The following is a 21,404-nucleotide window of genomic DNA, read 5'->3' as shown; positions in this document are numbered from 1 at the left end:
CAAAATCGCATCATGTGGATATTCTCGACGGGAGCAGGCTGGGGTCATGGATTGGGACAATGCACGGATCTTCCTGGCGATCTATCGCAATGGCACCCTGCGCGGCGCGGCCGCGCTGTTGCAGATCGACCAGGCCACCGCCGGGCGCCGCCTGGCGGCGTTGGAAACGTCGCTGGATGCGCGCCTGTTCCTGCGGACGCCGTCGGGGTATGTGCCGACCGCGGCGGGCGAACAGGCCTTTGCCGCCGCCGAGCGCATGGAACAGGCGGCCGACCAGTTGCAGCGGCAGATGCAGGGGCTGGATCACCGGCTCTCGGGCGTGGTGCGGCTGGCGACCTCCGAAACGGTCGCCAGCTATTTCATCATGGAGGCCATTCGTCGCCTGCATGCCCAGCATCCCGATATCCGGGTGGCGCTGTCGACGTCGATCCAATTGAGCAACCTGACACGGCGCGAGGCCGATCTGGCCATCCGCAATGTCAAGCCGGACAGTCCCGACCTGATTCACCGCCACCTGGCGCGGCGCGAGGTCGGACTCTATGCGTCGAAGTCCTACATTGTGGCGCATGGCGAGCCGCGTCCCGGCACCGCGTTCGCCGGCCATACGCTGGTGACATATCAGCAAGCGGTGCTGCCGGGCTGGTCCGATACCTTTTGTGGCGAGCCGACGGGTAATGGCCGCATCGCGGTGGAGCTGAATTCGGGAATGCTGATTATCGAAGCGGTGGCCGCGGGCCTGGGCATTGGTGAATTGCCGATCCATATGGCGCCGCAGTATCCGGACCTGGTGCGGATCTGGCCGAACCGCAGCGAACCTTATGACCTGTGGCTGGTGATGCACGGCGACCTGAACCGGACGGCGCGGGTGCGCGCGGTGGCGGACGCCATCATTGCCGTGTTCGAAGCCGGCTGACCTGCGGTAAACCGTGGCTTGTGGGCAGGGGCGAGGGGCGCTAAGGTTTGACGGTCCGGCGGCATTGCGCCGCCCGCCTTCCATGTCGTCGAAACAGGAGTGTCGTGTGTCCGAACTTTGGCGTTTGTCCGCAGTAGAGCTTGCCGCCCGCATCCGCCGGCGTGATGTTTCCGCAGTCGAGGCCACGCAAAGCGCGCTGGCGCGCCTGCAGGCCGTGAATCCGCTGATCAACGCCGTGGTCGATCACCGTCCCGACGACGCGCTGGCCCAGGCCGCCGAGGTCGACCGCGCCCTGGCCCGGGGAGAAGATCCGGGGGCGTTGGCTGGCGTGCCGGTGACCGTCAAGGTCAACGTCGACCAGGCGGGCTACGCCACCACCAACGGCGTGACGTTGCAGAAGGACGTGGTCGCCAGCGTCAACAATCCGGTGGTCGACAATCTGCGCCGCGCCGGCGCGGTGATTATCGGACGTACCAATACGCCGGCGTTTTCGTTGCGCTGGTTCACCGGCAACCGGCTGCACGGCGACACCCTCAATCCTCGGAATCCCTCCCTGACCCCGGGGGGCTCGTCCGGTGGCGCGGCGTCTGCGGTGGCGGCAGGCATCGGACACCTGGCCCACGGCACCGACATCGCCGGCTCCATCCGCTATCCCGCCTATGCCTGCGGCGTGCATGGCCTGCGGCCGTCGCTGGGTCGGGTGGCCGCCTTCAACGCGGCCTTGCCCGAGCGCACCATCGGGGGGCAGATCACGGCGGTTTCCGGACCCTTGGCCCGCAGCATCGCCGATCTGCGATTGGGGCTGGCCGCGATGGCGGCGCCCGATCCGCGCGATCCATGGTGGGTCCCCGCGCCGCTGACCGGACCCGCGGCGCCGCGCCGGGCGGCGCTGTGCCTGAGCCCGGATGGCATGGATACCGAACCCGCGGTGGTCAAGGCATTGCAGGACGCCGCCCGGCGCCTGAGCGAAGCCGGCTGGGCGGTGGACACGGTCGACCAGTTGCCGCCGTTGCGCGAAGCCGCGGACCTGCAGATCCGCATGTGGATGGCCGATGGCTACGAGGGCATGGTCGAGGCGGCACGCAAGGAAGGCGACCGTGGCGCGTTGACGGCGCTCGAAGGCCAGCGCGCGCGCGTGGCGGACATGGACATGGCGAAGTTCTCGGCGGTGCTGACGCGACGCGCGACGCTGACGCGCCTGTGGGAGTTGTTCCTGGCGCAATATCCGGTGCTGTTGCTGCCGGTGTCGGCCGAGCTGCCTTTCACCGACAATCTCGATCTGCAGGGCGATGCCGCTTACGAACGGGTCTGGCGCGCGCAGATGACGCAGATCGGGCTGCCCTTCATGGGCTTGCCGGGGTTGTCGGTGGCCATGGGCAGCGCCGGTGATCGGCCGGTGGGAGTGCAGGTGGTGGCGGGACGCTATCGCGAAGACCTGTGCCTGGCCGCCGGGGAGGCCATCGAGGCGGCCGGGCCGATGGTCACGCTGGCGGAGCCGGCGGCGCGTTGACCCTGGCCGGTGGCGCCGCCGCTTCCCGCCGCCGGGAGCGCCGGTCGGCACGGCGGCTCAACGTGGCGCCGCCTGCCATTCGGATCGCAGCAAGCCCATCATGCCGGTGTCCCAGCGGTCATTGCCGGCGCGGGTGGACGAGCGTCGTACCCCTTCCAGGGTGAAACCCAGGGCTTGGTAGGTACGAATGGCGGGGGTATTGAACATGTACACGTTCAACTCCAGCCGTTCAATGCCTGGCGTGCCGAAGGCTTCGCGGATCATCAGGGCCACCATTGGCCGGGCCAGGCCCTGGCCGCGCGCCTCGGGGGCAATGGCGACACGGCCCAGGCGGGCGTTGCCATCGCGCCAGTCGTACGCCAGTTGCGCGTGGCCGATTGACTGGCCGTCGCGACAGGCCATCCAGCAACGGCGTGTCGGCGGCTGTGCCTGGCCTTCGCGCAGCATCGCGTCCATGTCGGCCGTTTCGAGCGGATAGGCCACGTGCGATCCGCCCCATTGCACGACCTCGGCGAGGCTCTTGAACCAGCTGGCGAGCTGGGCGTAGTCCGTGGTCGAGAAGGGGCGCAGGGTCAGCATGGTTGAAGCCGTGGTGGGTAGCGGCTACCCGCTTAACCGGCAGTGAAACGCAGTTTCAAGACGCCGAGGTCGCCGTAGGCGAGTGCGATGTCGCGGTTGGCGGGCACGTCCAGGAAACCGGCGTAGGAGCCGGTGATGACGTGCTGGCCGGCGCTCAGGCCCAGGCCCTGTTCACGCAGGAAATTGGCGAGCCAGTACAGGCCGGCCTTTGCATGATTGTTCGGATGGATGCCGGCGTGCTGCTCGACTTCGGCGCCGTCGACCGAGAGGGTAAGGGTCATGCTTGCGGGGGCGGCGTCGGGTGAGGCGATGCGCGGTCCCAGCACCAGCCCGGCGTTGAACATGTGGTCGGCCAGCAGTTCCGGCAGGCTGGCGTGTTCCGGCGCGGCGTAGCGGCAGCCCAGGATTTCCAAGGCCAGGCGGGCCGAGCCGATGGCGGCGTCGATCTCGGCAGGGGTATAGGGTTCGTCCCGCGTGGGCAGGTCGCATGCCAGTTCGAACGCGATTTCAGGTTCGATGCGCACCACCGGCGCGCGGGCAGGGACGACATCGCCATGCGCCACGGACGAGGCATAGATGGGCGCCACCACGGTTTTTTCGGGCGACGGCAAGGCGCTTTTCCAGGCCGCGATGGCGTCCTGGCGCGTCTCGCGCAGCAACCGCGCGGTGCGCTGCTGTACCGCCAGGGCCTGGCCCTGGGTCTGCGGGCGACAGTCCGCCGGCAGGCGCGGACCGGCGATGCCGGCTTCGCGCGCGGCGATCAGGATGCGGGCCGCTTCGGCGCAGCCGGGATAGTCTTCGATCTGGAGCCGCATGCGCGTCACATTCCCATGAACAGCAGGGTCCACAGGACGATCATGGCGATCAGGCCCAGCCAGCACGAGCCCCAGAAGCCGACGATCGGCCATTTCAGGGCCAGCGGCGTCTTCTTGGGATCGACATGGCCCAGCAGGTCGTTGGCGTTGCCGATCAGCCAGAAACGGGTGCCGGGGAACATCAGGCGGAAGAAATAATCCAGCATGATGGCAGCCTTGATCGCCAGCGGATATTGTTCGAAGGGACGGTGCTGAAGATAGGGATGCTTGAGCGCGGCGTTGATCTGCTTGCTCTTGAAGAAGAACAGCACCAGGCCGCTCAGCGAGCAGGTGATGAAGCACAGCACGAAAAGGCTGAAGGCCATGGCCATGGCGGGTGAGTGCATGAAAATTCCGGTAACGCGCGGCAGCGCCGCGAACTAAGGGTGGTAAGGAGAGGCGTTCAGCCGCGGGTCTGGCCTTCGCCGGTCAGGACCCATTTGAGGGTGGTCAGGCCTTCCAGGCCGACGGGGCCACGGGCGTGCAGGCGATTGGTGGAGATGCCGATCTCGGCGCCCAGGCCGTATTCGAAGCCGTCCGCGAAGCAGGTGGGCAGGTTGACATAGACCGAGCTGGAGTCAACCTCGCGCTGGAAGCGTTGCGCCGCCGACAGGTCTTCGGTGACGATCGCGTCGGTGTGGCCGGAGCCCCAGCGCGCAATGTGCTCGATGGCGTCGTCGAGCGAGTCGACGATGCGGATCGCCAGGATCGGGCCCAGGTATTCGGTGGCCCAGTCTTCATCGGTGGCCGGCTTGGCGTGCGGCAGCAGCGCCAGGGTGCGCGGGCAGCCGCGCAGTTCGACGCCGTGTTCGGTCAGCGCCGCGGCCAGGCTCGGCAGGATCGAGACGGCGGCCACCGCGTCCACCAGCAGGGTTTCCATGGCGCCGCAGATGCCGTAGCGGTAGGTCTTGGCGTTGAAGGCGATGGCGTGGGCCTTGTCCGGGTCGGCCACCGCATCGATGTAGATGTGGCAGTTGCCGTCCAGGTGCTTGATCAGCGGCACGCGCGCTTCCTGCGACAGTCGGGCGATCAGGCCCTTGCCGCCGCGCGGCACGATGACGTCGATGTGCTCGGTCATGGTGATGAGCTTGCCGACCGCGGCGCGGTCGGCCGTGGCGACCACCTGGACCGCGTCCTGCGGCAGGCCGGCGGCGGCCAGGCCGAGCTGGACAATGCGGCCTAGCGCCACGTTGGAGTGCAAGGCCTCGCTGCCGCCGCGCAGGATGGCGGCGTTGCCCGATTTCAGGCACAGCGCCGCCGCGTCGATGGTGACGTTGGGGCGGGATTCATAAATGATGCCGATCACGCCCAGCGGCACGCGCATCTGCGCCACGCGCATGCCATTGGGACGCACTGTAGTGGCGGTGACACTGCCGATCGGGTCGGGCAGGGCGGCGATCTGGCGCAGGCCCTCGGCCATGTGCGCCAGCGTCTTCTCCGACAGGGTCAGGCGGTCGAGCAGGGCCGGTTCCAGGCCATTGGCGCGCGCGGCGGCCACGTCCTTGGCGTTGGCGGCCAGCAATTCGGCCTGGTTGGCGGCCAGCGCTTCGGCCATGGCCAGCAGGGCCTGGTTCTTGGCGGCGCTGTTGGCGCGCATCATGGCGCGCGAGGCCCGGCGCGCATTCTCGCCCAGGGTCAGCATGGCTTGTTCGATAGAGGACGAGGACATGACGGCGTCGTTCATAGTAAAGAGGGCGGCCAGGGCGCCGCTTGCGGATAGGGATAGTTTATCCGGCCAGGGGGGCCGGGGGAGACGAAGCGGTGGCGGCCGGGGCCGCCTTCACGGTCGGTTGCCGGCGGCGGCCACGCGCAAGGCCAGGCGGGTCATTTCTTCCCAGGGGTCGGATAGCCGCCCCGGCACCGACAGGCCCTTGATGAGACGGTCGACCTCGTGGGCGTGTTGCACCGCGGCAGGCCAGACGTCGGGGCGGACCCGGCCGAGCGCCTGCAGCGCCAGGCGTTCGTGCGCCCCGAAAATGCGCAGCCTGCGCATCAGGCCGTTGGCGTCCTGTCCCAGGCTGCGGGCCTCGGCCACGCGCGCCAGCAGACGGATTTCCTCGCCCACCGCCCACAGCACCAGCGGCAGGGCCTCGCCTTCGGCGCGCAGGCCGTCGATCATGCGGATGGTGCGGGCGATATCGCCGGCCAGCATGGCATCGCGCAGGCCGAATACATCGTAGCGGGCCACGTTGAGCACGGCGCGCTCGACGTCCTCCGGCGCCAACTGGCCTTCGGGATAAAGCAGCCCCAGTTTCTGGATTTCCTGGTGGGCGGCCAGCAGGTTGCCTTCGACCTTGTCGGCCATCCATTGCAGGGTGGCGTTGTCGGTACGCTGGTTCTGGCGCGCCAGGCGCTGGCCGACCCAGGCGGGCAGGCGGCCGCGTTCGATGCTGGGGATGTCGACCATCGTGCCGGCACGGCCCAGGGCCTGCATCCAGCGGCTTTCGCGGGTGGCCTTGTCCAGGCGCGGCAGCGCCACCAGGATCAGGGTATCCGGGTTGTCCGCCTGCTTTTCGGCCTGCTCGGCCAGGCGCGCCAAGGTATCGGCGCCGGACTTGCCGGGCTTGCCGGTGGGAATCTTGAGTTCGAGGATGCGGCGATCGCCGAACAGCGACACGCTCTGGGTTGCGGCGATGACCGCGCTCCAGTCGCTGCGCGCGTCCATCACCATCGACAGGCGTTCGGTATAACCGGCGCCGCGCCCGGCGGCGCGCAGCGCATCCACGGCCTCGGTGACCAGGAGGGGCTCGTCACCGGACACCGTATACAGCGGGGCCAGGCGGTTGCCGGCCCGCTGCAGGTGATCGGCCAGGCGATCCGCGTCCAGGACTTGTGCCATCGGTCAGCGCGTGTAGGCCGGGTCGGTGGTGGACGGCGTCTGCCACGGCGTCGGCGTGCGGCGAGGCTGCGGAGCGGTGGGATCGTATAGCGGCGTCTCGCCGTCTTCCGCCCGCTGTTCGCGGTTTTCGAAGGCCTTGCGCACTTCCGGGGCCGTCATGCGGCGGAGCAAGCGCGAAACCAGATCACGCTGCATGGCGATGTAAAGCGTTTCGATCTGCCCTTGCTTGGCCTGGACGATCTGGTCGTCGTAGGGCATTTCGCGGTAGATCGACAGGGTCGTGTCCGGGATCAGGGCGCGGCCCTTCGCATCGATCAGGCGGAAGGTGTAATTGATGCCGAGTTCGTATTCCTCGACACGGCCCTGGGCGTTCAGCGACACCTCGCGCAGGGCGCGCGTGTTGGAGACTTCCTGCAGGATCGCCTGCGCATCCTTGGGCGAGGCAACCAGCTTGGTGTCGGGCGAGGCCGCGCGCAGCGCGCGCCGCACGTCGGCGCCGAACTGGGTGTTGTCGGCAATGCCGACATACAGCGTTTCGAACGGCAGCGGCGTGACGCCGCGCAGCGTGAAGCCGCAAGCCGAAATCAGCATGAACAGCGCCAGGCAGGCGCCGCGCAGCAGCCAGGATTGGCGGGGGGATTGCGTGTGTTGCCCGGCGAAGTACATGCTTGACCTCATCAGCCTACGACGTTGACCAGTTTGCCCGGAACCACGATGACCCGCTTGGGCGGGCGGCCTTCCAGGTAGCGGGCGACTTCATCCTGGGCGGCGGCGAGTTTTTCGATGTCTTCCTTGGCGGCCTTGGCGGCGACGCGTATCGAGCCGCGCAGCTTGCCGTTGACCTGCAGCATCAGTTCGATTTCGTCCGCCACCAGCGCGGCCTCGTCGACGTGCGGCCACGGCGCGTCGAGCAGGTCGCCCAGCTCGTGCGCGTAGCCGAGGTCGCGCCACAGGTGCCAGGTGATGTGCGGCACCACCGGATACAGCACGCGCAGCAGCACGCCCAGCGTTTCGGCGTAGGCGGCGTCGGCGTGCTTGCCTTCCGGCAGCTTGGCGTCATCGATGGCGTTGAGCATCTTCATGCACGCCGACACGACGGTGTTGTACTGGATGCGCTGGTAGTCGTAGTCGGCCTGCTTGAGCAGGTTGTAGACCTCGCGGCGCAGATCCTTGACGGCGGCGGGCGCGTCGGTCCAGTCGGCGCCGGCGGCCAGGCCGCGGGCGACGGTGTCGCGCTGCGCGTAGCTGATCGACCACAGGCGGCGCAGGAAGCGGTTCGAGCCTTCGACGCCGGAATCGGACCATTCGAGCGTCTGCTCGGGCGGGCTGGCGAACATGACGAACAGGCGCGCGGTGTCTGCGCCCAGCGTGTCGATCAGGGATTGCGGATCGACGCCGTTGTTCTTGGACTTGGACATCGTGCCCACGCCGCCGTAGGTCACGTCCGAACCGTCGGACTTGAGCTTGGCGCCGACGATGGCGCCGCGCGCGTCGTAGACGTTCTCGACTTCGTCGGGCCAGAAATACTCGATGCCGCCCTGGGCGTTCTTGCGCGAGTAGATGTGGTTCAGCACCATGCCCTGGCACAGCAGCTTGGTGAAGGGCTCGTCGAAGTTGAGCAGGCCCATGTCGCGCATGACCTTGGTCCAGAAGCGCGCGTACAGCAGGTGCAGGACCGCGTGCTCGATGCCGCCGATGTACTGGTCCATCGGCATCCAGTAGTCATTGCGCGCGTCGACCATGGCAGTGTTGTTGCCCGGCGAGGTGTAGCGCATGAAGTACCAGGACGAATCCACGAAGGTGTCCATCGTGTCCGTCTCGCGGCGCGCCGGCTTGCCGCAGCTGGGGCAGGCGCACGACAGGAAGGCTTCGTTCTTGGCCAGCGGGTTGCCGCTGCCGTCCGGGATCAGGTCGTCCGGCAGCACCACCGGCAGGTCCTTCTCGGGGACCGGCACCGGGCCGCAATCCGCGCAGTGGATGATGGGGATCGGGGTGCCCCAGTAGCGCTGGCGCGAGATGCCCCAGTCGCGCAGGCGCCAGGTGGTCTGCTTTTCGCCCAGGCCTTGCGCGCCCAGGTCGGCGGCGATGGCGTCCACGGCTTCCTTGTGCGACAGGCCGTCGTACTTGCCCGAGTTGATGGTGCGGCCGCTCTGCTTGTCGCCGTACCATTCCTGCCAGGCGTCGGTGGAGTAGGCCTTGCCGGCCACGTCCACGACCTGGCGGATCGGCAGGTCATACTTCTTGGCGAAGGCGAAGTCGCGTTCGTCGTGGGCGGGCACGCCCATCACGGCGCCGTCGCCGTAGGTCATGAGCACGTAGTTGCCGACCCAGACTTCGACCTGGTCGCCGGTGATCGGGTGGGTCACGAACAGGCCGGTGGGCAGGCCTTCCTTTTCACGCGTGGCCAGTTCGGCCTCGGTGGTGCCGCCCAGCTTGCACTGTTCGATGAAGGCGGCCAGGGCCGGGTTCGACTGCGCGGCGTGGGTGGCCAGGGGATGTTCCGGCGCCACGGCGCAGAAGGTCACGCCCATGATGGTGTCGGCGCGGGTGGTGAAGACGTACAGCTTGCCGTCCTGGATCAACTGGCCGTCCTGGCCGGCGATCTGGTGCGGGAAGGCGAAGCGCAGGCCCTCGGACTTGCCGATCCAGTTCTCCTGCATCAGACGCACGCGCTCGGGCCAGCCGGGCAGATCGTTCTGCACAGCGCCCAGCAGTTCGTCGGCGTAATCGGTGATGCGCAGGTAGTAACCCGGGATCTCGCGCTTTTCGACCGGGGCGCCCGAGCGCCAGCCGCGGCCGTCGATGACCTGTTCGTTGGCCAGCACGGTCTGGTCGACCGGATCCCAGTTCACGACCTGGGTCTTGCGGTAGGCGACGCCCTTTTCGAGCATCTTCAGGAACAGCCACTGGTTCCACTTGTAGTACTCGGGATCGCAGGCGCACATCTCGCGCGACCAGTCGATCGCCAGGCCCATCGCCTTCATCTGCTTCTTCATGTAGGCGATGTTGTCGTAGGTCCATTTGGCCGGCGGCACCTTGGACTTGATGGCGGCGTTCTCGGCCGGCATGCCAAAGGCGTCCCAGCCCATCGGCATCAGCACGTTGTAGCCCCGCATGCGCAGCTGGCGCGCCATCATGTCGTTGATGGTGTAGTTGCGCACGTGGCCCATGTGCAGCTTGCCGCTGGGATAGGGCAGCATCGAGCAGGCGTAGAACTTCGGCTTCTCGGAGCCGTCCGGGTTCTTCGCGTGTTCATGGACCAGATAGGCGTCGCGGGCCTGCCAGTCTTGGTGGGCGGCCGCTTCGACGGTAGTGGGGAGGTAACGTTCCTGCATGGGCTCGTGCGCGATGGCGAAAAATGGGTGAACCGCCCCCGCGCGCCAGGCGCGGGGGCGGCCAAAACCCCTGATTATAGGAGGTGCTAGGCGCGGATAGGGGGCGGGGCGGTTTCCGGGATGCGGGCGCTGGCCCCCAGCATGCCGTAGGCCAGGGTTATGGCCGCCAGAACCGCGCCCGCGGTGACCACGCCGGGCCAGCCGTAATGGGAGTACAGCCAGGACGATACCAGCGATCCGGTGGCCCCGCCGATGAAATAGCTGGTCATGTAACCGGCCGTCAGGCGGCTGCGGGCCTCGGGCCGGCTACGGTACAGCGAACTGGTATTGGTGACGTGGACGCCCTGGATCGCCAGGTCCTGGATCAGGATGCCGGCCAGCAGCGCGATGACCGAGGCCTGGCCGAAGGCCATCAGGCCCCACGACGCCAGCAGCAGCAGCAGGCCGATGCGGGTGGCCTGGTTGCCCAGGCCGCGGTCGGCCAGCCTGCCGAAGCGGTTGGCGGCATAGGCGCCGGCCGCGCCGGCCAGCCCGAACAGGCCGATGGTGGTGTTGTTGAAGCCGTAGTCCGGGCCCGACAGCAGGAAGGTCAGCGGCGTCCACAGCATGCTGAAGGCCGCGAACAGCAGGCCGCCGAGCAGCGAGCGGCCGCGCAGCAGGGGCTCCTCGGCGAACAGGCGGAAGATCGAGCCGAGCAGGCGCGGATAGCTCATCGCGGCCTGGCTCTTGTGGCGCGGCAGCACCTTCCAGAGCGCGGCGGACATGGCCAGCATCAGGATCGCGGCGACCCAGTAGACCGTGCGCCAGCTGCCCAGGTCGGCCAGTACCCCGGCCGCGGTGCGGGCCAGCAGGATGCCCAGCAGCAGGCCGCTCATGACCGTGCCGACCGCCTTGCCGCGCTCGTGCGGCGCCGCCAGGGTGGCCGCGAACGGCACCAGCACCTGCGCCACCACCGACAGCATGCCGGTCACCGCGGTGCCCAGCATCAGCATCTGGATGTTGCGGGCGAAGGCCGACAGCAGCAGGCCGCCGGACGACAGCAGGGTCATCAGCACGATCAGGCCGCGGCGTTCGAACAGATCCCCCAGCGGCACCAGCAGGATCAGGCCGAGCGCGTAGCTCAGCTGCGCGATCATGACGATGCTGCCGGCGGTGGCGTTGGACAGCGAGAACTGCTGGCTGATGGTGTGCAGCAGCGGTTGCGCGTAATAGTTGCTGGCGACCGCCAGGCCGGTGGCCACGGACATCAGCAGGATGACGGGCGCGGTGAGCGGGGCGGGTTGGGCGGGAGCGGCGTTCATGTGGGGCGGGAGTCGGGAGTGGCGGGGGGAAGGCTCAGGCGGCGATGCCGCCGGGCGTTTCCTGGTCGTGCGGGATCAGCAGTTTCTTCAGCAGGCCGGCCATCTGGCGGCGCTCGGCGGCATTGAGGGGGGCGAGCAGCGCTTCGAGTTCGCGCAGGTAGTCCTTGAGCACCTGCTTGATGACGCGCAGGCCCTCGGCGGTCAGCGCCACGATGACGCCGCGGCGGTCCTCGGGGTTGGGCGTGCGTGCCAGCAGGCCGGCCTGTTCCAGGCGGTCCAGCCGGTTGGTCATGGCGCCGGAGGTCAACAGCAGCGCGGCGACCAGCTTCTGTGGATTCATGGCGTGCGGCGCGCCGCTGCGGTACAGGGTGGCGAGCACGTCGAATTCGCCCTGGTGCAGGTGGTGGCGCTTGAATGCCTGGCCGACGTCGCGCGCGGCGAAGGCGTGGAAGCGGAACACGCGGCTGAGGACGCTCATCGGCGAGATGTCCAGGTTGGGGCATTCCCGCTCCCACTGCGACAGCACCAGGTCGACCAGATCGTTCATGATGTTTTTATATCAAGTATCTTTACGTAAAGATAAATTCTAGCAGGCCGGCCTGAAATCCCGCAAGGCGCGCGCGATGGGGCGGCGCGGACCGCGGGAGAAAACACGGGCGCGAAAAAAGAAAGGGCCCGCCCCATGCGGGGCAGGCCCTTTCCGGCTTGACCGGATAACCGTGCGGAATTACTGCGCGGCGTCCTTCAGCTTCTTGAGCGGGCGAACCTTCACCTTGACCGAAGCCGGCTTGGCGGGGAACCAGCGCTCTTCACCGGTGAAAGGATCCTTGCCGAAGCGCTTGGCCTTGGCGGGAACCTTCTGCACGGCAACCTTGAACAGGCCCGGCAGCGTGAATTCGCCGGCGCCCTTCTTGTCCACGGAGCTCAGCACCGAGGTTTCCAGGCTGGCCAGGACGGCCTTGACCGCCTTGGCTTCAACGCCGGACTGCTCGACGATGTAGGCGATCAGCTGGGTCTTGTTCAGAGCAGCCTTGATAGCCTTGGGGGCGGCAGCGACCTTCTTGGCGGCGACGACCTTCTTGGCTGCCGGCTTCACAGCGGGTTTGGCGGCGGTAGCCTTCTTTGCGGGCGCCTTGGCGGCGGGCTTGGTGACTTTCTTGGCAGGAGCTTTAGCTTTCGTGGCCATGGTCAAAATCCGTATGTTGAGGACATTGGGGCAGCGCGCGCCGGGTATCGGCGTTTAACGCTACGCGCCCGATGATAGCGGAAGAGTGGCGGTTGTAGCCGCTTTCGCAAGGCCTTTTGCGCATTCTTTGTTGTTTTCCAGGCAGAAAAACCCCTTCTGCAAGGGGTTCTGCAAAATGCAGTGACAATCGCTGCGATTTTTTCAGTGCCGCGAATGCCGTGCGCAGCGACGTCGCGCGTTGCGCGAAAGTGCTTTTGCAAGGGGCTTTTGAACCATCCCGGGTCGGCGTGTTCCAATGCTTCGCGCCGCGCGTCGGCCAGCGCATGCAGGCGGCCGCGGGCTGCCTGCATGCGCTGGCCCGCGTGCCATCCTTACCCCGCATGGAAGTGAAGTCCCTTATGTTGATGAAGAAGTTGGCGGCGAGCCTGCTCGTTGCGACCGCGTGTATGTCAGGCGCCCTGGCGCAAACGATGCCTCAGCCCGACCTGTCGGCCAAGGCCTGGCTGCTGCTGGATGAGACCAGCGGCCAGGTGATCGCGTCGCACGCGGCCACCGTCCGGATCGAGCCGGCCTCCCTGACCAAGATCATGACGGCGTACGTGGTGTTCGGCGCCATCCACAACAAGGAGCTGTCGCCGGACCAGAAGGTCACCATCTCGACGCGCGCCTGGAAAGTGCCGCCCGGCAGCTCCAAGATGTTCCTGGAGCCGGGCTCCAAGGTGTCGGTGGACCAGCTGCTGCGCGGCCTGATGATCCAGTCCGGCAATGACGCGGCGATCGCGCTCGCCGAGGCGGTGTCGGGCAGCGTCGAGGCGTTCGTGGCCCGCATGAATGACACCGCCGTGCAACTCGGCCTGCATGGCACGCACTTCGCCAGTCCCCACGGGCTGCCGGATCCGGGCACGTATTCCACGGTCAGCGACCTGTCGATCCTGGCCACGCGCTTCATCCGCGATTACCCCGAGCTGTACAAGACCTACGATTCGGCCAAGACCTTCACCTATAACAACATCACGCAACCCAACCGCAACCGATTGCTGTGGCTCGATCCCAGCGTCGACGGCCTGAAGACCGGCCATACCGACGCGGCCGGATACTGCATCGTGGCCACCGCGCACCGGCCCAACGGCAAGGAGCAGCGACGCCTGATCACGGTGGTGGTGGGCACCGCGTCGGACAAGTTGCGCACGCAGGAGAGCCGCGAATTGCTGGAATGGGGCTTCCAGGGGTTCAATACCATCAAGCTCTACGCAAAGGGCCAGGCGGTGGCCACGCCCGAGGTCTGGAAAGGCCAGGCCGACACGCTCAAGGCCGGTTTTGCGCGGGACGCCTACGTCACCGTGCCGGCGGGCGCCAAGGTCGAGCCGATCTGGACGCCGCAGGACCCGCTGGTGGCGCCGATCGCGGCCCAGGCCACGGTCGGTTCGCTGCGCGTGATGGTCGACGGCAAGCCCGCCATGCAGTTTCCGGTGGTGGCGCTCGAGCCGGTGGATGAGGCCGGCCTGGCCGGACGTGCCTGGGATTCGATTCGCCTGTGGTGGCGCGGGCATTCGGGCTGAGGGAGGTGAGCCATGGCCGTGAGTTTTCCCGGCGGGCCGGCGGCGGCGCCGACCCCTGATGATCCGTTGGGCCTGTTGTCGGCCTGCCACGGCCGCATTGCGCGCCAGTGCGACACCCTGCGGCGGCTGGCCGCGCACTTGCCCGCGTACGGCAGCGACGCCGCGGCCCAGGTCGCCGCCGCGGCCGTCGTGCGCTATTTCGAGACCGCCGCGCGGCACCACCATGAGGACGAGGAGGAGGACCTGTTCCCGGCCCTGATCGAATCCATGGCCGGTTCGGACGCCGTTTGCCTGCATGCGCTGGTGGATGGGCTGGTGGCCGATCATGCGCGGCTAGCGGCGCTGTGGACGCCGCTGCGGCAGATCCTGGAAGCGGTTGCCGCGGGCCGTCCCGCCGAACTGCCGGCGGCGCGGGTGGAGGCGTTCGCGAAGGCCTATGCCGAGCATATCCGGCGCGAAGAAGATGAACTGCTGCCGCTGGCCGCGCGCCTGGTGGCCGATGACGCGCTGGCCGCGATCAGCAGGGCGATGAAGGCGCGGCGCGGTGGCGGGACCGCTTGAGTCGGGTTGAGATCCCGGCGTGGGCAGGGCCCGCTTTTAGTGTTAAATGACCCCAGCCGGAGCCCTTCGCGCCGGGTCACCAGACCTTCATGCCATGCACCGTCACGCGCGCTTTCGCCAGAAATTGCAGGACCCCTCCCTGATGCACGCCATGTCGGCGCACAATCCGCTGTCGGCCCGGCTGGCGGCCGAGGCGGGCTTCGATGCGATCTGGGGCAGCGGGTTCGAACTGTCGGCCAGTTACGCGGTACCGGATGCCAACATCCTGTCGGCCGGCCAGCACCTGGAGATGATGCGGGCCATCGCTGCCACCGTTGACGTGCCGGTCATCGCCGATATCGATACGGGTTTCGGCAATGCCATCAATGTCGCTTACACCGTGCCCCAGTACGAGGCGGCCGGCGTGTCGGCCGTGGTGATGGAGGACAAGACCTTTCCCAAGGACACCAGCCTGCGCGCCGACGGCCGCCAGGAACTGGTGCGTGTCGCCGAGTTCCAGGGCAAGATCGAGGCCGCCTGCGCCGCGCGCCGTGATCCGGATTTCTGCGTCATTGCCCGCACCGAGGCGCTGATCGCGGGGCTCGGCCAGGCCGAGGCGCTGGCGCGCGCGGCCGCCTACGAGGCTGCCGGCGCCGACGCCATCCTGATCCATTCCAAGCAGACCACGCCGGATGAGGTGTTGGCCTTCATCGCGGCCTGGTCCGGCCGCGTGCCGCTGGTGCTGGTGCCAACCGCCTATCCGCAGTTGCGCGAGGCCGACATCCAGGCGCTGGGCAAGGTGGGGCTGGTGATCTACGGCAATCACGCGATCCGCGCCGCCGTGGGCGCGATGCGCGAGGTCTTCGCCCGCATCCGCGCCGAGGGCGGCATCCATGGCGTGGATGCCGGCCTGCCCACGGTGCGCGATATCATCGACTTGCAGGGCGACAAGGGGATGCGCGAACTGGAGCGCAAGTTCCTGCGCTGAACGCGCCCGGCATCGAAAAGAATACAAGGACGGGGAATGATGGCGGCGGGAAGCAGGGCGTGGCTGGCGCGGGTGTTTGGCGATTGGGTGCCGGAAGTTGGCCCCGCGACGCTGCGCGCCGACCTGGCGGCGGGATTGCTCGGGGCCTTGCTGGTGCTGCCACAGGGCGTGGCGTTCGCCACGCTGGCCGGCCTGCCGGCGCAGTATGGCCTGTATTCGGCCATCGTGCCCTGTATCGTGGCGGCGCTGTTCGGCTCCAGCCGGCATGTCATGTCCGGTCCCACCAACGCCAATTCGCTGGCGCTTTTCGCGGTGCTGACGCCGCTGGCGGCGGCGGGCAGCCCCGGCTACATCGAGCTGGCCCTGGCGGTGACGGTGCTGGTCGGCCTCATGCAGTGGCTGGTCGGTGCCCTGCGCCTGGGGTCGCTGGCGCATTTCATCTCGCCGTCGGCGCTGTTCGGCTTCACCAGCGGCGCGGCCCTGCTGATCGCGATCCATGCCTTGAAGGATGCGCTCGGCTTGCCGGCGCCGGGGGCGCACGGCGCGGGCGCCTTGCTGCTCGGCCTGGCCGCCGGCCTGGATCGGGTGCAATCGGGCGCGTTGCTGGTCACGGCGGTGACGATCGCGGTGGCGCTGTTGCTCAAGCGGTTCGACAAGCGCAAGCCGTACATGCTGGCGGGGCTGGCGGCGGGGGCGTTGGCCGCGGCCGGGTTCAATGCCCTGGCGCCGGGCTGGGGCGTGGCCGCCGTGCCGCTGTTGGGCGATCTGGCGCAGCCGTGGCCGCCGTTCCATATTCCAAGCGTGGACTGGCGCGTCTTGCCCGATCTGCTCAGCCTCGCGTTCGCGCTGACCATCGTGGCGCTGGCGCAGTCCATTTCGATTGCCAAGGCGGTGGCCGCGCGCTCGGGCCAGCGCATCGACGCCAATCGTGAATTTGTCGGACAGGGGCTGTCGAACGTGGTCGGCGGCTTCTTTTCCTGTTATCTGTCCTGCGGTTCGCTCAACCGTTCCATTCCCAATTACGAGGCGGGCGCGAAGACGCCGCTGGCGGCGGTGTTCTCGGCCTTGTTGCTGATGGCGCTGGTGGCGCTGAGCGGACCGTTGCTGGCGCGGATCCCGCACGCGGCCATTGCCGGGCTGTTGTTGCTGGTGGCCTGGACGCTGCTGGACGCGCCGCGCTGGCGGCAATTGATGCGTACCCAGCGTGGCGAAAGCGCCATCGCCGCCGCCACGCTGGCGGCCACCGTGACCCTCCGCATGGAAGTCGCGATCCTGCTGGGCACCGTGCTGTCGCTGATGGTGTACCTGCACCGCACCTCGCGGCCGGCGATGCGCACCATGGGCTTCGATTCGCGCGGGCTGGAGCGCCGCTTCGTGGTGCTGGAGCGGCAGCCCGAGGCGCTGCCGGAGTGCCCCCAGCTCAAGCTGCTGCGCATGGAGGGGTCGGTCTACTTCGGCGCCGCCGCGCACGTGGCGCAGCGCTTGCAGGAACTGCGCGCCGGGCCCGATGCGCCGCGCCATCTGCTGGTGATGGCCAAGAGCATGAATTTCATCGACCTGGCCGGCGCCCAGGTCTGGGAAGACGAGCTGGCCGCGCGCCGCGCGATGGGCGGGGATCTGTATTTCCATCGGCCGCGGCCGGAAGTGCTGGCGATGTGGCGCCGCACGGGCTTCCTGGACCGGCTGGGCGAGGATCACGTGTTTCCCGACAAGGCCACGGCGTTGCATGCCATCTACGCCCGCCTGGATCGCGGCATCTGCGCCAGTTGCCGCGCCAAGGTGTTCTGGGAATGCCAGCCGGAAAGCCCGCAGGCAGACGCGTGAGCGCCGTTCAGGCCAGGGGCGCGTCGGCGCCCAGGTAGGCGGCCTGGACGCGCGGGTCGGCCGCGATGCGGTCGGGCGGGCCTTCGGCCAGCAGGCTGCCGCGCACCAGCACGGCGATATGGTCGGCATGCTTGAAAACGACGTCCAGGCTGTGCTCGGTGAACAGCACGGCCATGCGCTGTGTATCGGCCAGTTCGCGTGTCAGGCGCATGAGGGCATGGCGTTCGTTGGTGGCCATGCCGGCGGTGGGTTCGTCCATCAGCAGCAGCCGCGGACGGTGCGCCAGCGCCATCGCCAGTTCCACCCGCTTGACCTGGCCATAGGCCAGGGCGCCGCAATGGGCGCGGGCCTGGCCGGCCATCTGCACCTGCTCCAGCAGCGCCAGCGCCTCGTTGACGCGGTGCGACTCGGCGCGGCGCCAGGGGCGGAACAGCAGGCGGTCGCGCGACAGCAGGGCGGTCTGCACATTTTCAAGCGCCGTCATCGAGCGGAAGGTGGCGGCGGTCTGGAAGGTGCGTCCCACGCCCAGGCGGCAGATCCTGCCGGCCGACAGGCCGACGAGTTCGCGGCCGTCCAGCCGCACCGAGCCGGCGTCCGGCCGCAACTGCCCGCCAAGCACGTTGAAGCAGGTGGACTTGCCGGCGCCGTTCGGGCCGATCAGCGCCAGCATGCGGCCCGCTTCCAGCTGGAACGAGACGTCCGCCAGGGCGTCGATGCCGCCGAAGGATTTGCGCAGTCCATCGACCCGCAGCAAGGGCAGGGCGGCCGTCATGATCGCCTCCGTTGCAGGCGGGCCGCCGCGCCCGCCAGGCCGGCGGGAAACAACATGACCAGCGCCAGGATGGCCAGGCCCAGCACGGCGTGCCAGTATTCGGTGCTGCGTGCCGCCGCGTCCTGCAGCCAGGTGTAGGCCGCCGCGCCGACCAGGGGGCCGGCCAGCGTCTGCAGGCCGCCAAGCAGCACCATCACCAGGCCGTCGACCGAGCGGCTGACGGCGAGCACGTCGGGCGCGATGCTGCCCTTCGAAAACGCGTACAGCGATCCGGCCAGGCCGGCCGCCAGCGATGCCGCCACGAAACCGGCCCACTGGATGCGGCGCGTGTCCATGCCCAGCGCCTCGGCCCGCAGGACGGAATCGCGCGCGCCGCGCAGCGCGTAGCCCAGCGGCGAGAAAGCCAGGCGCCGCAGCCAGGCAATGCCGAGCGCGCACAGTGCCAGCGTCAGGTAGTAGAACCAGGGGCCGCGCGCCAGCCAGCTCGATGGCCACAGCCCGATCAGGCCATTGCTGCCGCCGGTCACGTCGTCCCACTGATAGGCCAGCGCCCACAAGATCTGCGCCACCGCCAGCGTCAGCATCGCCAGGTAGACGCCGGACAGGCGCACGCAGAACCAGCCGAACACCAGCGCGCCGAGCGCCGCCGCGAATGGCCCCAGCAGCAGCGCCGCCTCCATCGGCAGCGCCGCCAGCTTCAGCAGCAACGCGGCGCCATAGGCGCCCAGGCCGAACCAGGCCGCATGGCCGAAGGTGGTCATGCCCGCCAGGCCGGTCAGGAAGTGCAGGCTGGCGGCGAACAGGGCGGCGATCAGGATCTCGGTCAGCAGGATGCCCAGGTAAGGCGCGTGCGCGGTTGCCAGGGGCGCCAGCGCCAGCAGGGCCAGCAGCACGCCGTAGGCCCGCCGCAGGCGCGGGCCTGCCGGGGCGATGGGCGGCTCGGCGGCGGGTGTCTGCGAGGACGGCGCCGGCGGTTGTCCCAGCAGGCCCCAGGGGCGCGCCACCAGCACCACCGCCATGACGGCGAATTCGGCCAGCAGGGTGAGTTTCGACAGGTTGAAGGTCCAGGGGCCGATATGCGCCTGGCCGATGAACACGAACAGCGCCTTGACGCAGCAGATCAGCAGCGCCGCCAGGAAGGCGCCGGGGATCGAGCCCAGGCCGCCGACCACCACCACCACGAAGGCGCTGGCGATGATCTCCAGGTCCAGCCCGAGGGTGGCGGGCACGCGCGGCGCGGCCAGCGCGCCGCCCAGTCCGGCCAGGAAGGCGCCCAGCGTGAAGGCCGAGGTGAACAGCCAGGCCTGGTTGACGCCAAGCGCGGCCAGCATGTCGCGGTTTTCGGCGGCGGCACGCAGCAGGCGGCCCCAGCGCGTGCGCTTGAGCAGCAGCCACAGCAAACCCAGCACCACGGGGCCGGCGCCGATCAGCAGCAGGTCGTATTGCGGAAAGCGCCGCCCCAGGATCTCGACCGCGCCGGCCAGGCCGGGCGCGCGGGGCGCGAACAGGTCTTCCGCGCCCCAGATGGCCAGCGCGGCGTCGCCGATGATCAGCACCAGCGCGAAGGTCGCCAGCAACTGGAATAGTTCAGGCGCGCGATACAGGCGCTTGAGCACCAGCAGCTCGGCGGCGGCGCCGATCAGCCCGGTGACCAGCGCGGCCAGCAGCAGGCCGGCCCAGTAGCCGGCGCCATTGCCGAAGTGGCGGGTGAAGGTCCAGGCCAGGTAGATGCCCAGCATGTAGAAGGAGCCGTGGGCGAAGTTCACCACCCGCGTGACGCCGAAGATCAGCGACAGGCCGGCCGCCACCAGGAATAGCGCGCTGGCGTCGGCCAGGCCATTGAGCAGCTGCGACAGCAGTCCGGACAGGCTCATCAGCGCGGGCGCATCTTGCGAACCTGCTCGTCGGGCGGCTGCAGGCGCGCGCCGTCGATGTAGGCGAAGTCCTTCATGATGCCTTTGCCGTCCTCGACCGCGGTGACGCCGACGTACACGCCCATGGTGGATTGATGGTCGATCTTGCGGTACTGGATCGGGCCGTAGGGCGTGTCCACCTTCAGCCCGGCGAAGGCGTCGACCAGTTTCTCGGTGTCGACCTCGCCGGCGGCCTTCAGGCCCTGTGCGATCGACATCAGCGAGGCGTAGCCCACCACCGAGCCGACCTTGGGCGTCTCGTTGTAGCGCTTGCGATAGGCCTCGACGAAGGTCTTGTTGGCCGGCGTGTCGATGGCATACCAGGGGTAGCCGGTGACGATCCAGCCCGAAGGCGTGTCGGCGCCCAGCGGCTCCAGGTATTCCGGTTCCCCGGATAGCACCGAGACCACGGCGCGGTTTTCGAACAGGCCGCGGGTGTTGCCTTCGCGCACGAAGCGTGTCAGGTCGGCGGCGAACAGCACGTTGAAGATGGCGTCGGGCTTGGCGTCCGCCAGGGCCTGCACCACCGCGCCGGCATCGACCTTGCCCAGCGGCACGGCCTGTTCGGCGACGAATTCCACGTCCGACTGGAACGACTTCATCATGGCCTTGAAGGTGGCCACGGCGGACTGCCCGTACTCGTAGTTGGGGTAGACGATGGCCCAGCGCTTCTTGCGCAGCGCCAGCGCCTTGGGCGCCAGCGCGGCCACGTGCATCCAGGTGGACGGCCGCAGGCGGTACGTGTAGCGGTTGCCTTCCTGCCAGGTGATCTTGTCGGTCAGTGGTTCGGCGGCCAGGAAGAACACCTGCTGCTGCTTGGCGAAATCGGTCAGCGCCAGGCCGGTGTTGGAGAGGAAACCGCCGAACAGCAGATCCACTTTTTCGCGCGCCAGCAGTTCCTGCGCGGCGCGCACGGAGTCGCCGGGATTGCCGTTGTCGTCGCGCGAAAATACTTCGAGCTTGCGTCCCAGCACCCCGCCCGAGGCGTTGACCTCCTCCAGCGCCAGTTGCCAACCTTTCTTGTACGGGCCCAGGAAGGCCGGTATCGCCTTGTAGCTGTTGATTTCGCCGATGCGGATCGGCTCTTTGGTGTCTTTGGCGGACGCGACCGGGGTCAGCGCCAGGGCCAGGAGCGCGGGCGCGAGCGCGCGGCGCAGCAGGGTCAGGCAAGGACGGAGCATGGCGGGTATCGCTGGCAAGAGAGCCCGATCGAAGCCGGGCTCATGTAGGGCACGATTGCAGTTTCGGCCCAATTGAAGCATGCGCGGCGCCCTCGCGCCAGGGAAAACGG

Annotated in this window: 20 protein-coding genes; 6 read left to right on the top strand and 14 right to left on the bottom strand. The window is 68.3% G+C overall.

The genetic code is table 11. The annotated features are described in order from the left end of the window. Positions 1-46: 46 nt before the first annotated feature. Together HV742_RS21175 and HV742_RS21170 are read left to right on the top strand one after the other, a co-directional pair. Positions 47-913, top strand: a complete 867-nt coding sequence (locus HV742_RS21175; protein WP_175146288.1) for a LysR family transcriptional regulator — start codon at positions 47-49, stop codon at positions 911-913. A 106-nt stretch (positions 914-1,019) separates the two neighbouring features. Further along, positions 1,020-2,423, top strand: a complete 1,404-nt coding sequence (locus HV742_RS21170) for an amidase family protein (RefSeq protein WP_175146287.1) — start codon at positions 1,020-1,022, stop codon at positions 2,421-2,423. A gap of 57 nt (positions 2,424-2,480) precedes the next feature. On the opposite strand, the gene HV742_RS21165 is transcribed toward HV742_RS21170, so the two are convergent. The 11 genes from HV742_RS21165 to HV742_RS21115 all read right to left on the bottom strand — a co-directional run bounded on the left by HV742_RS21165 (position 2,481) and on the right by HV742_RS21115 (position 12,842). Beyond that, positions 2,481-3,002 carry a GNAT family N-acetyltransferase gene (locus HV742_RS21165; RefSeq protein WP_054416352.1) on the bottom strand — a complete coding sequence of 174 codons (522 nt, stop codon included), beginning with the start codon at positions 3,000-3,002 and terminating at the stop codon, positions 2,481-2,483. Positions 3,003-3,034: 32 nt separating this feature from the next. Next, entirely contained in the window at positions 3,035-3,817 is a 783-nt protein-coding gene (locus HV742_RS21160; protein ID WP_054495496.1) for a 2-keto-4-pentenoate hydratase, read from the bottom strand. 5 nt (positions 3,818-3,822) lie between these two features. Beyond that, the gene (locus tag HV742_RS21155) at positions 3,823-4,203 is read right to left on the bottom strand and encodes a hypothetical protein (RefSeq protein WP_169536588.1); all 381 of its coding nucleotides are present in this window, start codon (positions 4,201-4,203) and stop codon (positions 3,823-3,825) included. A gap of 56 nt (positions 4,204-4,259) precedes the next feature. After that, positions 4,260-5,540, bottom strand: coding sequence for a glutamate-5-semialdehyde dehydrogenase (locus HV742_RS21150; protein WP_175146286.1), 1,281 nt, complete (start codon positions 5,538-5,540; stop codon positions 4,260-4,262). Positions 5,541-5,636: 96 nt separating this feature from the next. Further along, positions 5,637-6,695: a DNA polymerase III subunit delta gene (gene holA, locus HV742_RS21145; RefSeq protein ID WP_049072683.1), complete on the bottom strand. Its 1,059-nt coding sequence runs from the start codon at positions 6,693-6,695 to the stop codon at positions 5,637-5,639. Between the two features lie 3 nt (positions 6,696-6,698). Then, positions 6,699-7,361, bottom strand: coding sequence for an LPS-assembly lipoprotein LptE (locus tag HV742_RS21140; RefSeq protein ID WP_049072684.1), 663 nt, complete (start codon positions 7,359-7,361; stop codon positions 6,699-6,701). An 11-nt stretch (positions 7,362-7,372) separates the two neighbouring features. Beyond that, complete coding sequence (gene leuS, locus HV742_RS21135; RefSeq protein WP_175146285.1) at positions 7,373-10,030, bottom strand: leucine--tRNA ligase; 2,658 nt, start codon at positions 10,028-10,030, stop codon at positions 7,373-7,375. Positions 10,031-10,116: 86 nt separating this feature from the next. Next, complete coding sequence (locus HV742_RS21130; RefSeq protein WP_049072686.1) at positions 10,117-11,331, bottom strand: MFS transporter; 1,215 nt, start codon at positions 11,329-11,331, stop codon at positions 10,117-10,119. Positions 11,332-11,365: 34 nt separating this feature from the next. Then, positions 11,366-11,878 carry a MarR family winged helix-turn-helix transcriptional regulator gene (locus HV742_RS21125; RefSeq protein ID WP_049072687.1) on the bottom strand — a complete coding sequence of 171 codons (513 nt, stop codon included), beginning with the start codon at positions 11,876-11,878 and terminating at the stop codon, positions 11,366-11,368. Between the two features lie 180 nt (positions 11,879-12,058). Next, the gene (locus tag HV742_RS21120; protein WP_049072689.1) at positions 12,059-12,517 is read right to left on the bottom strand and encodes an HU family DNA-binding protein; all 459 of its coding nucleotides are present in this window, start codon (positions 12,515-12,517) and stop codon (positions 12,059-12,061) included. Further along, the gene (locus tag HV742_RS21115; RefSeq protein ID WP_156524606.1) at positions 12,501-12,842 is read right to left on the bottom strand and encodes a hypothetical protein; all 342 of its coding nucleotides are present in this window, start codon (positions 12,840-12,842) and stop codon (positions 12,501-12,503) included. Before HV742_RS21115 ends, HV742_RS21120 begins: the two co-directional genes overlap by 17 nt. A gap of 73 nt (positions 12,843-12,915) precedes the next feature. Here HV742_RS21115 and HV742_RS21110 point away from each other — a divergent pair, with 73 nt between their 5' ends. The 4 genes from HV742_RS21110 (at position 12,916) to HV742_RS21095 (ending at position 17,428) form a co-directional block, all read left to right on the top strand. After that, positions 12,916-14,076: a D-alanyl-D-alanine carboxypeptidase family protein gene (locus tag HV742_RS21110; protein ID WP_081330321.1), complete on the top strand. Its 1,161-nt coding sequence runs from the start codon at positions 12,916-12,918 to the stop codon at positions 14,074-14,076. 12 nt (positions 14,077-14,088) lie between these two features. Continuing rightward, positions 14,089-14,637 carry a hemerythrin domain-containing protein gene (locus HV742_RS21105; RefSeq protein WP_175146284.1) on the top strand — a complete coding sequence of 183 codons (549 nt, stop codon included), beginning with the start codon at positions 14,089-14,091 and terminating at the stop codon, positions 14,635-14,637. A 94-nt stretch (positions 14,638-14,731) separates the two neighbouring features. After that, positions 14,732-15,604, top strand: a complete 873-nt coding sequence (locus tag HV742_RS21100; protein ID WP_175146283.1) for a phosphonopyruvate hydrolase — start codon at positions 14,732-14,734, stop codon at positions 15,602-15,604. 39 nt (positions 15,605-15,643) lie between these two features. Then, a complete protein-coding gene (locus HV742_RS21095) occupies positions 15,644-17,428 on the top strand; it encodes a SulP family inorganic anion transporter (protein WP_068950424.1) in 1,785 nt (594 codons plus the stop codon). A 7-nt stretch (positions 17,429-17,435) separates the two neighbouring features. Here the strand turns inward: HV742_RS21095 and HV742_RS21090 are convergent, their stop codons facing one another. Genes HV742_RS21090 through HV742_RS21080 form a run of 3 tightly spaced genes read right to left on the bottom strand, consistent with a single transcriptional unit; the run spans position 17,436 to position 21,294 of the window. Next, a complete protein-coding gene (locus HV742_RS21090) occupies positions 17,436-18,200 on the bottom strand; it encodes an ABC transporter ATP-binding protein (RefSeq protein ID WP_063581284.1) in 765 nt (254 codons plus the stop codon). Beyond that, complete coding sequence (locus HV742_RS21085; protein ID WP_175146282.1) at positions 18,197-20,074, bottom strand: ABC transporter permease; 1,878 nt, start codon at positions 20,072-20,074, stop codon at positions 18,197-18,199. The genes HV742_RS21090 and HV742_RS21085 overlap by 4 nt, the downstream gene beginning before the upstream one ends. Continuing rightward, a complete protein-coding gene (locus HV742_RS21080) occupies positions 20,074-21,294 on the bottom strand; it encodes an ABC transporter substrate-binding protein (RefSeq protein WP_175146281.1) in 1,221 nt (406 codons plus the stop codon). Before HV742_RS21080 ends, HV742_RS21085 begins: the two co-directional genes overlap by 1 nt. Positions 21,295-21,404 lie beyond the last annotated feature (110 nt).

The sequence above is a fragment of the Achromobacter ruhlandii genome (assembly GCF_902859695.1).
In the GTDB taxonomy this organism is placed as follows: Bacteria; Pseudomonadota; Gammaproteobacteria; order Burkholderiales; family Burkholderiaceae_B; genus Achromobacter; species Achromobacter ruhlandii.
The sequence above is the reverse complement of the archived record's forward strand: the minus strand, read 5'-3'. Positions and strand labels throughout refer to the sequence as shown.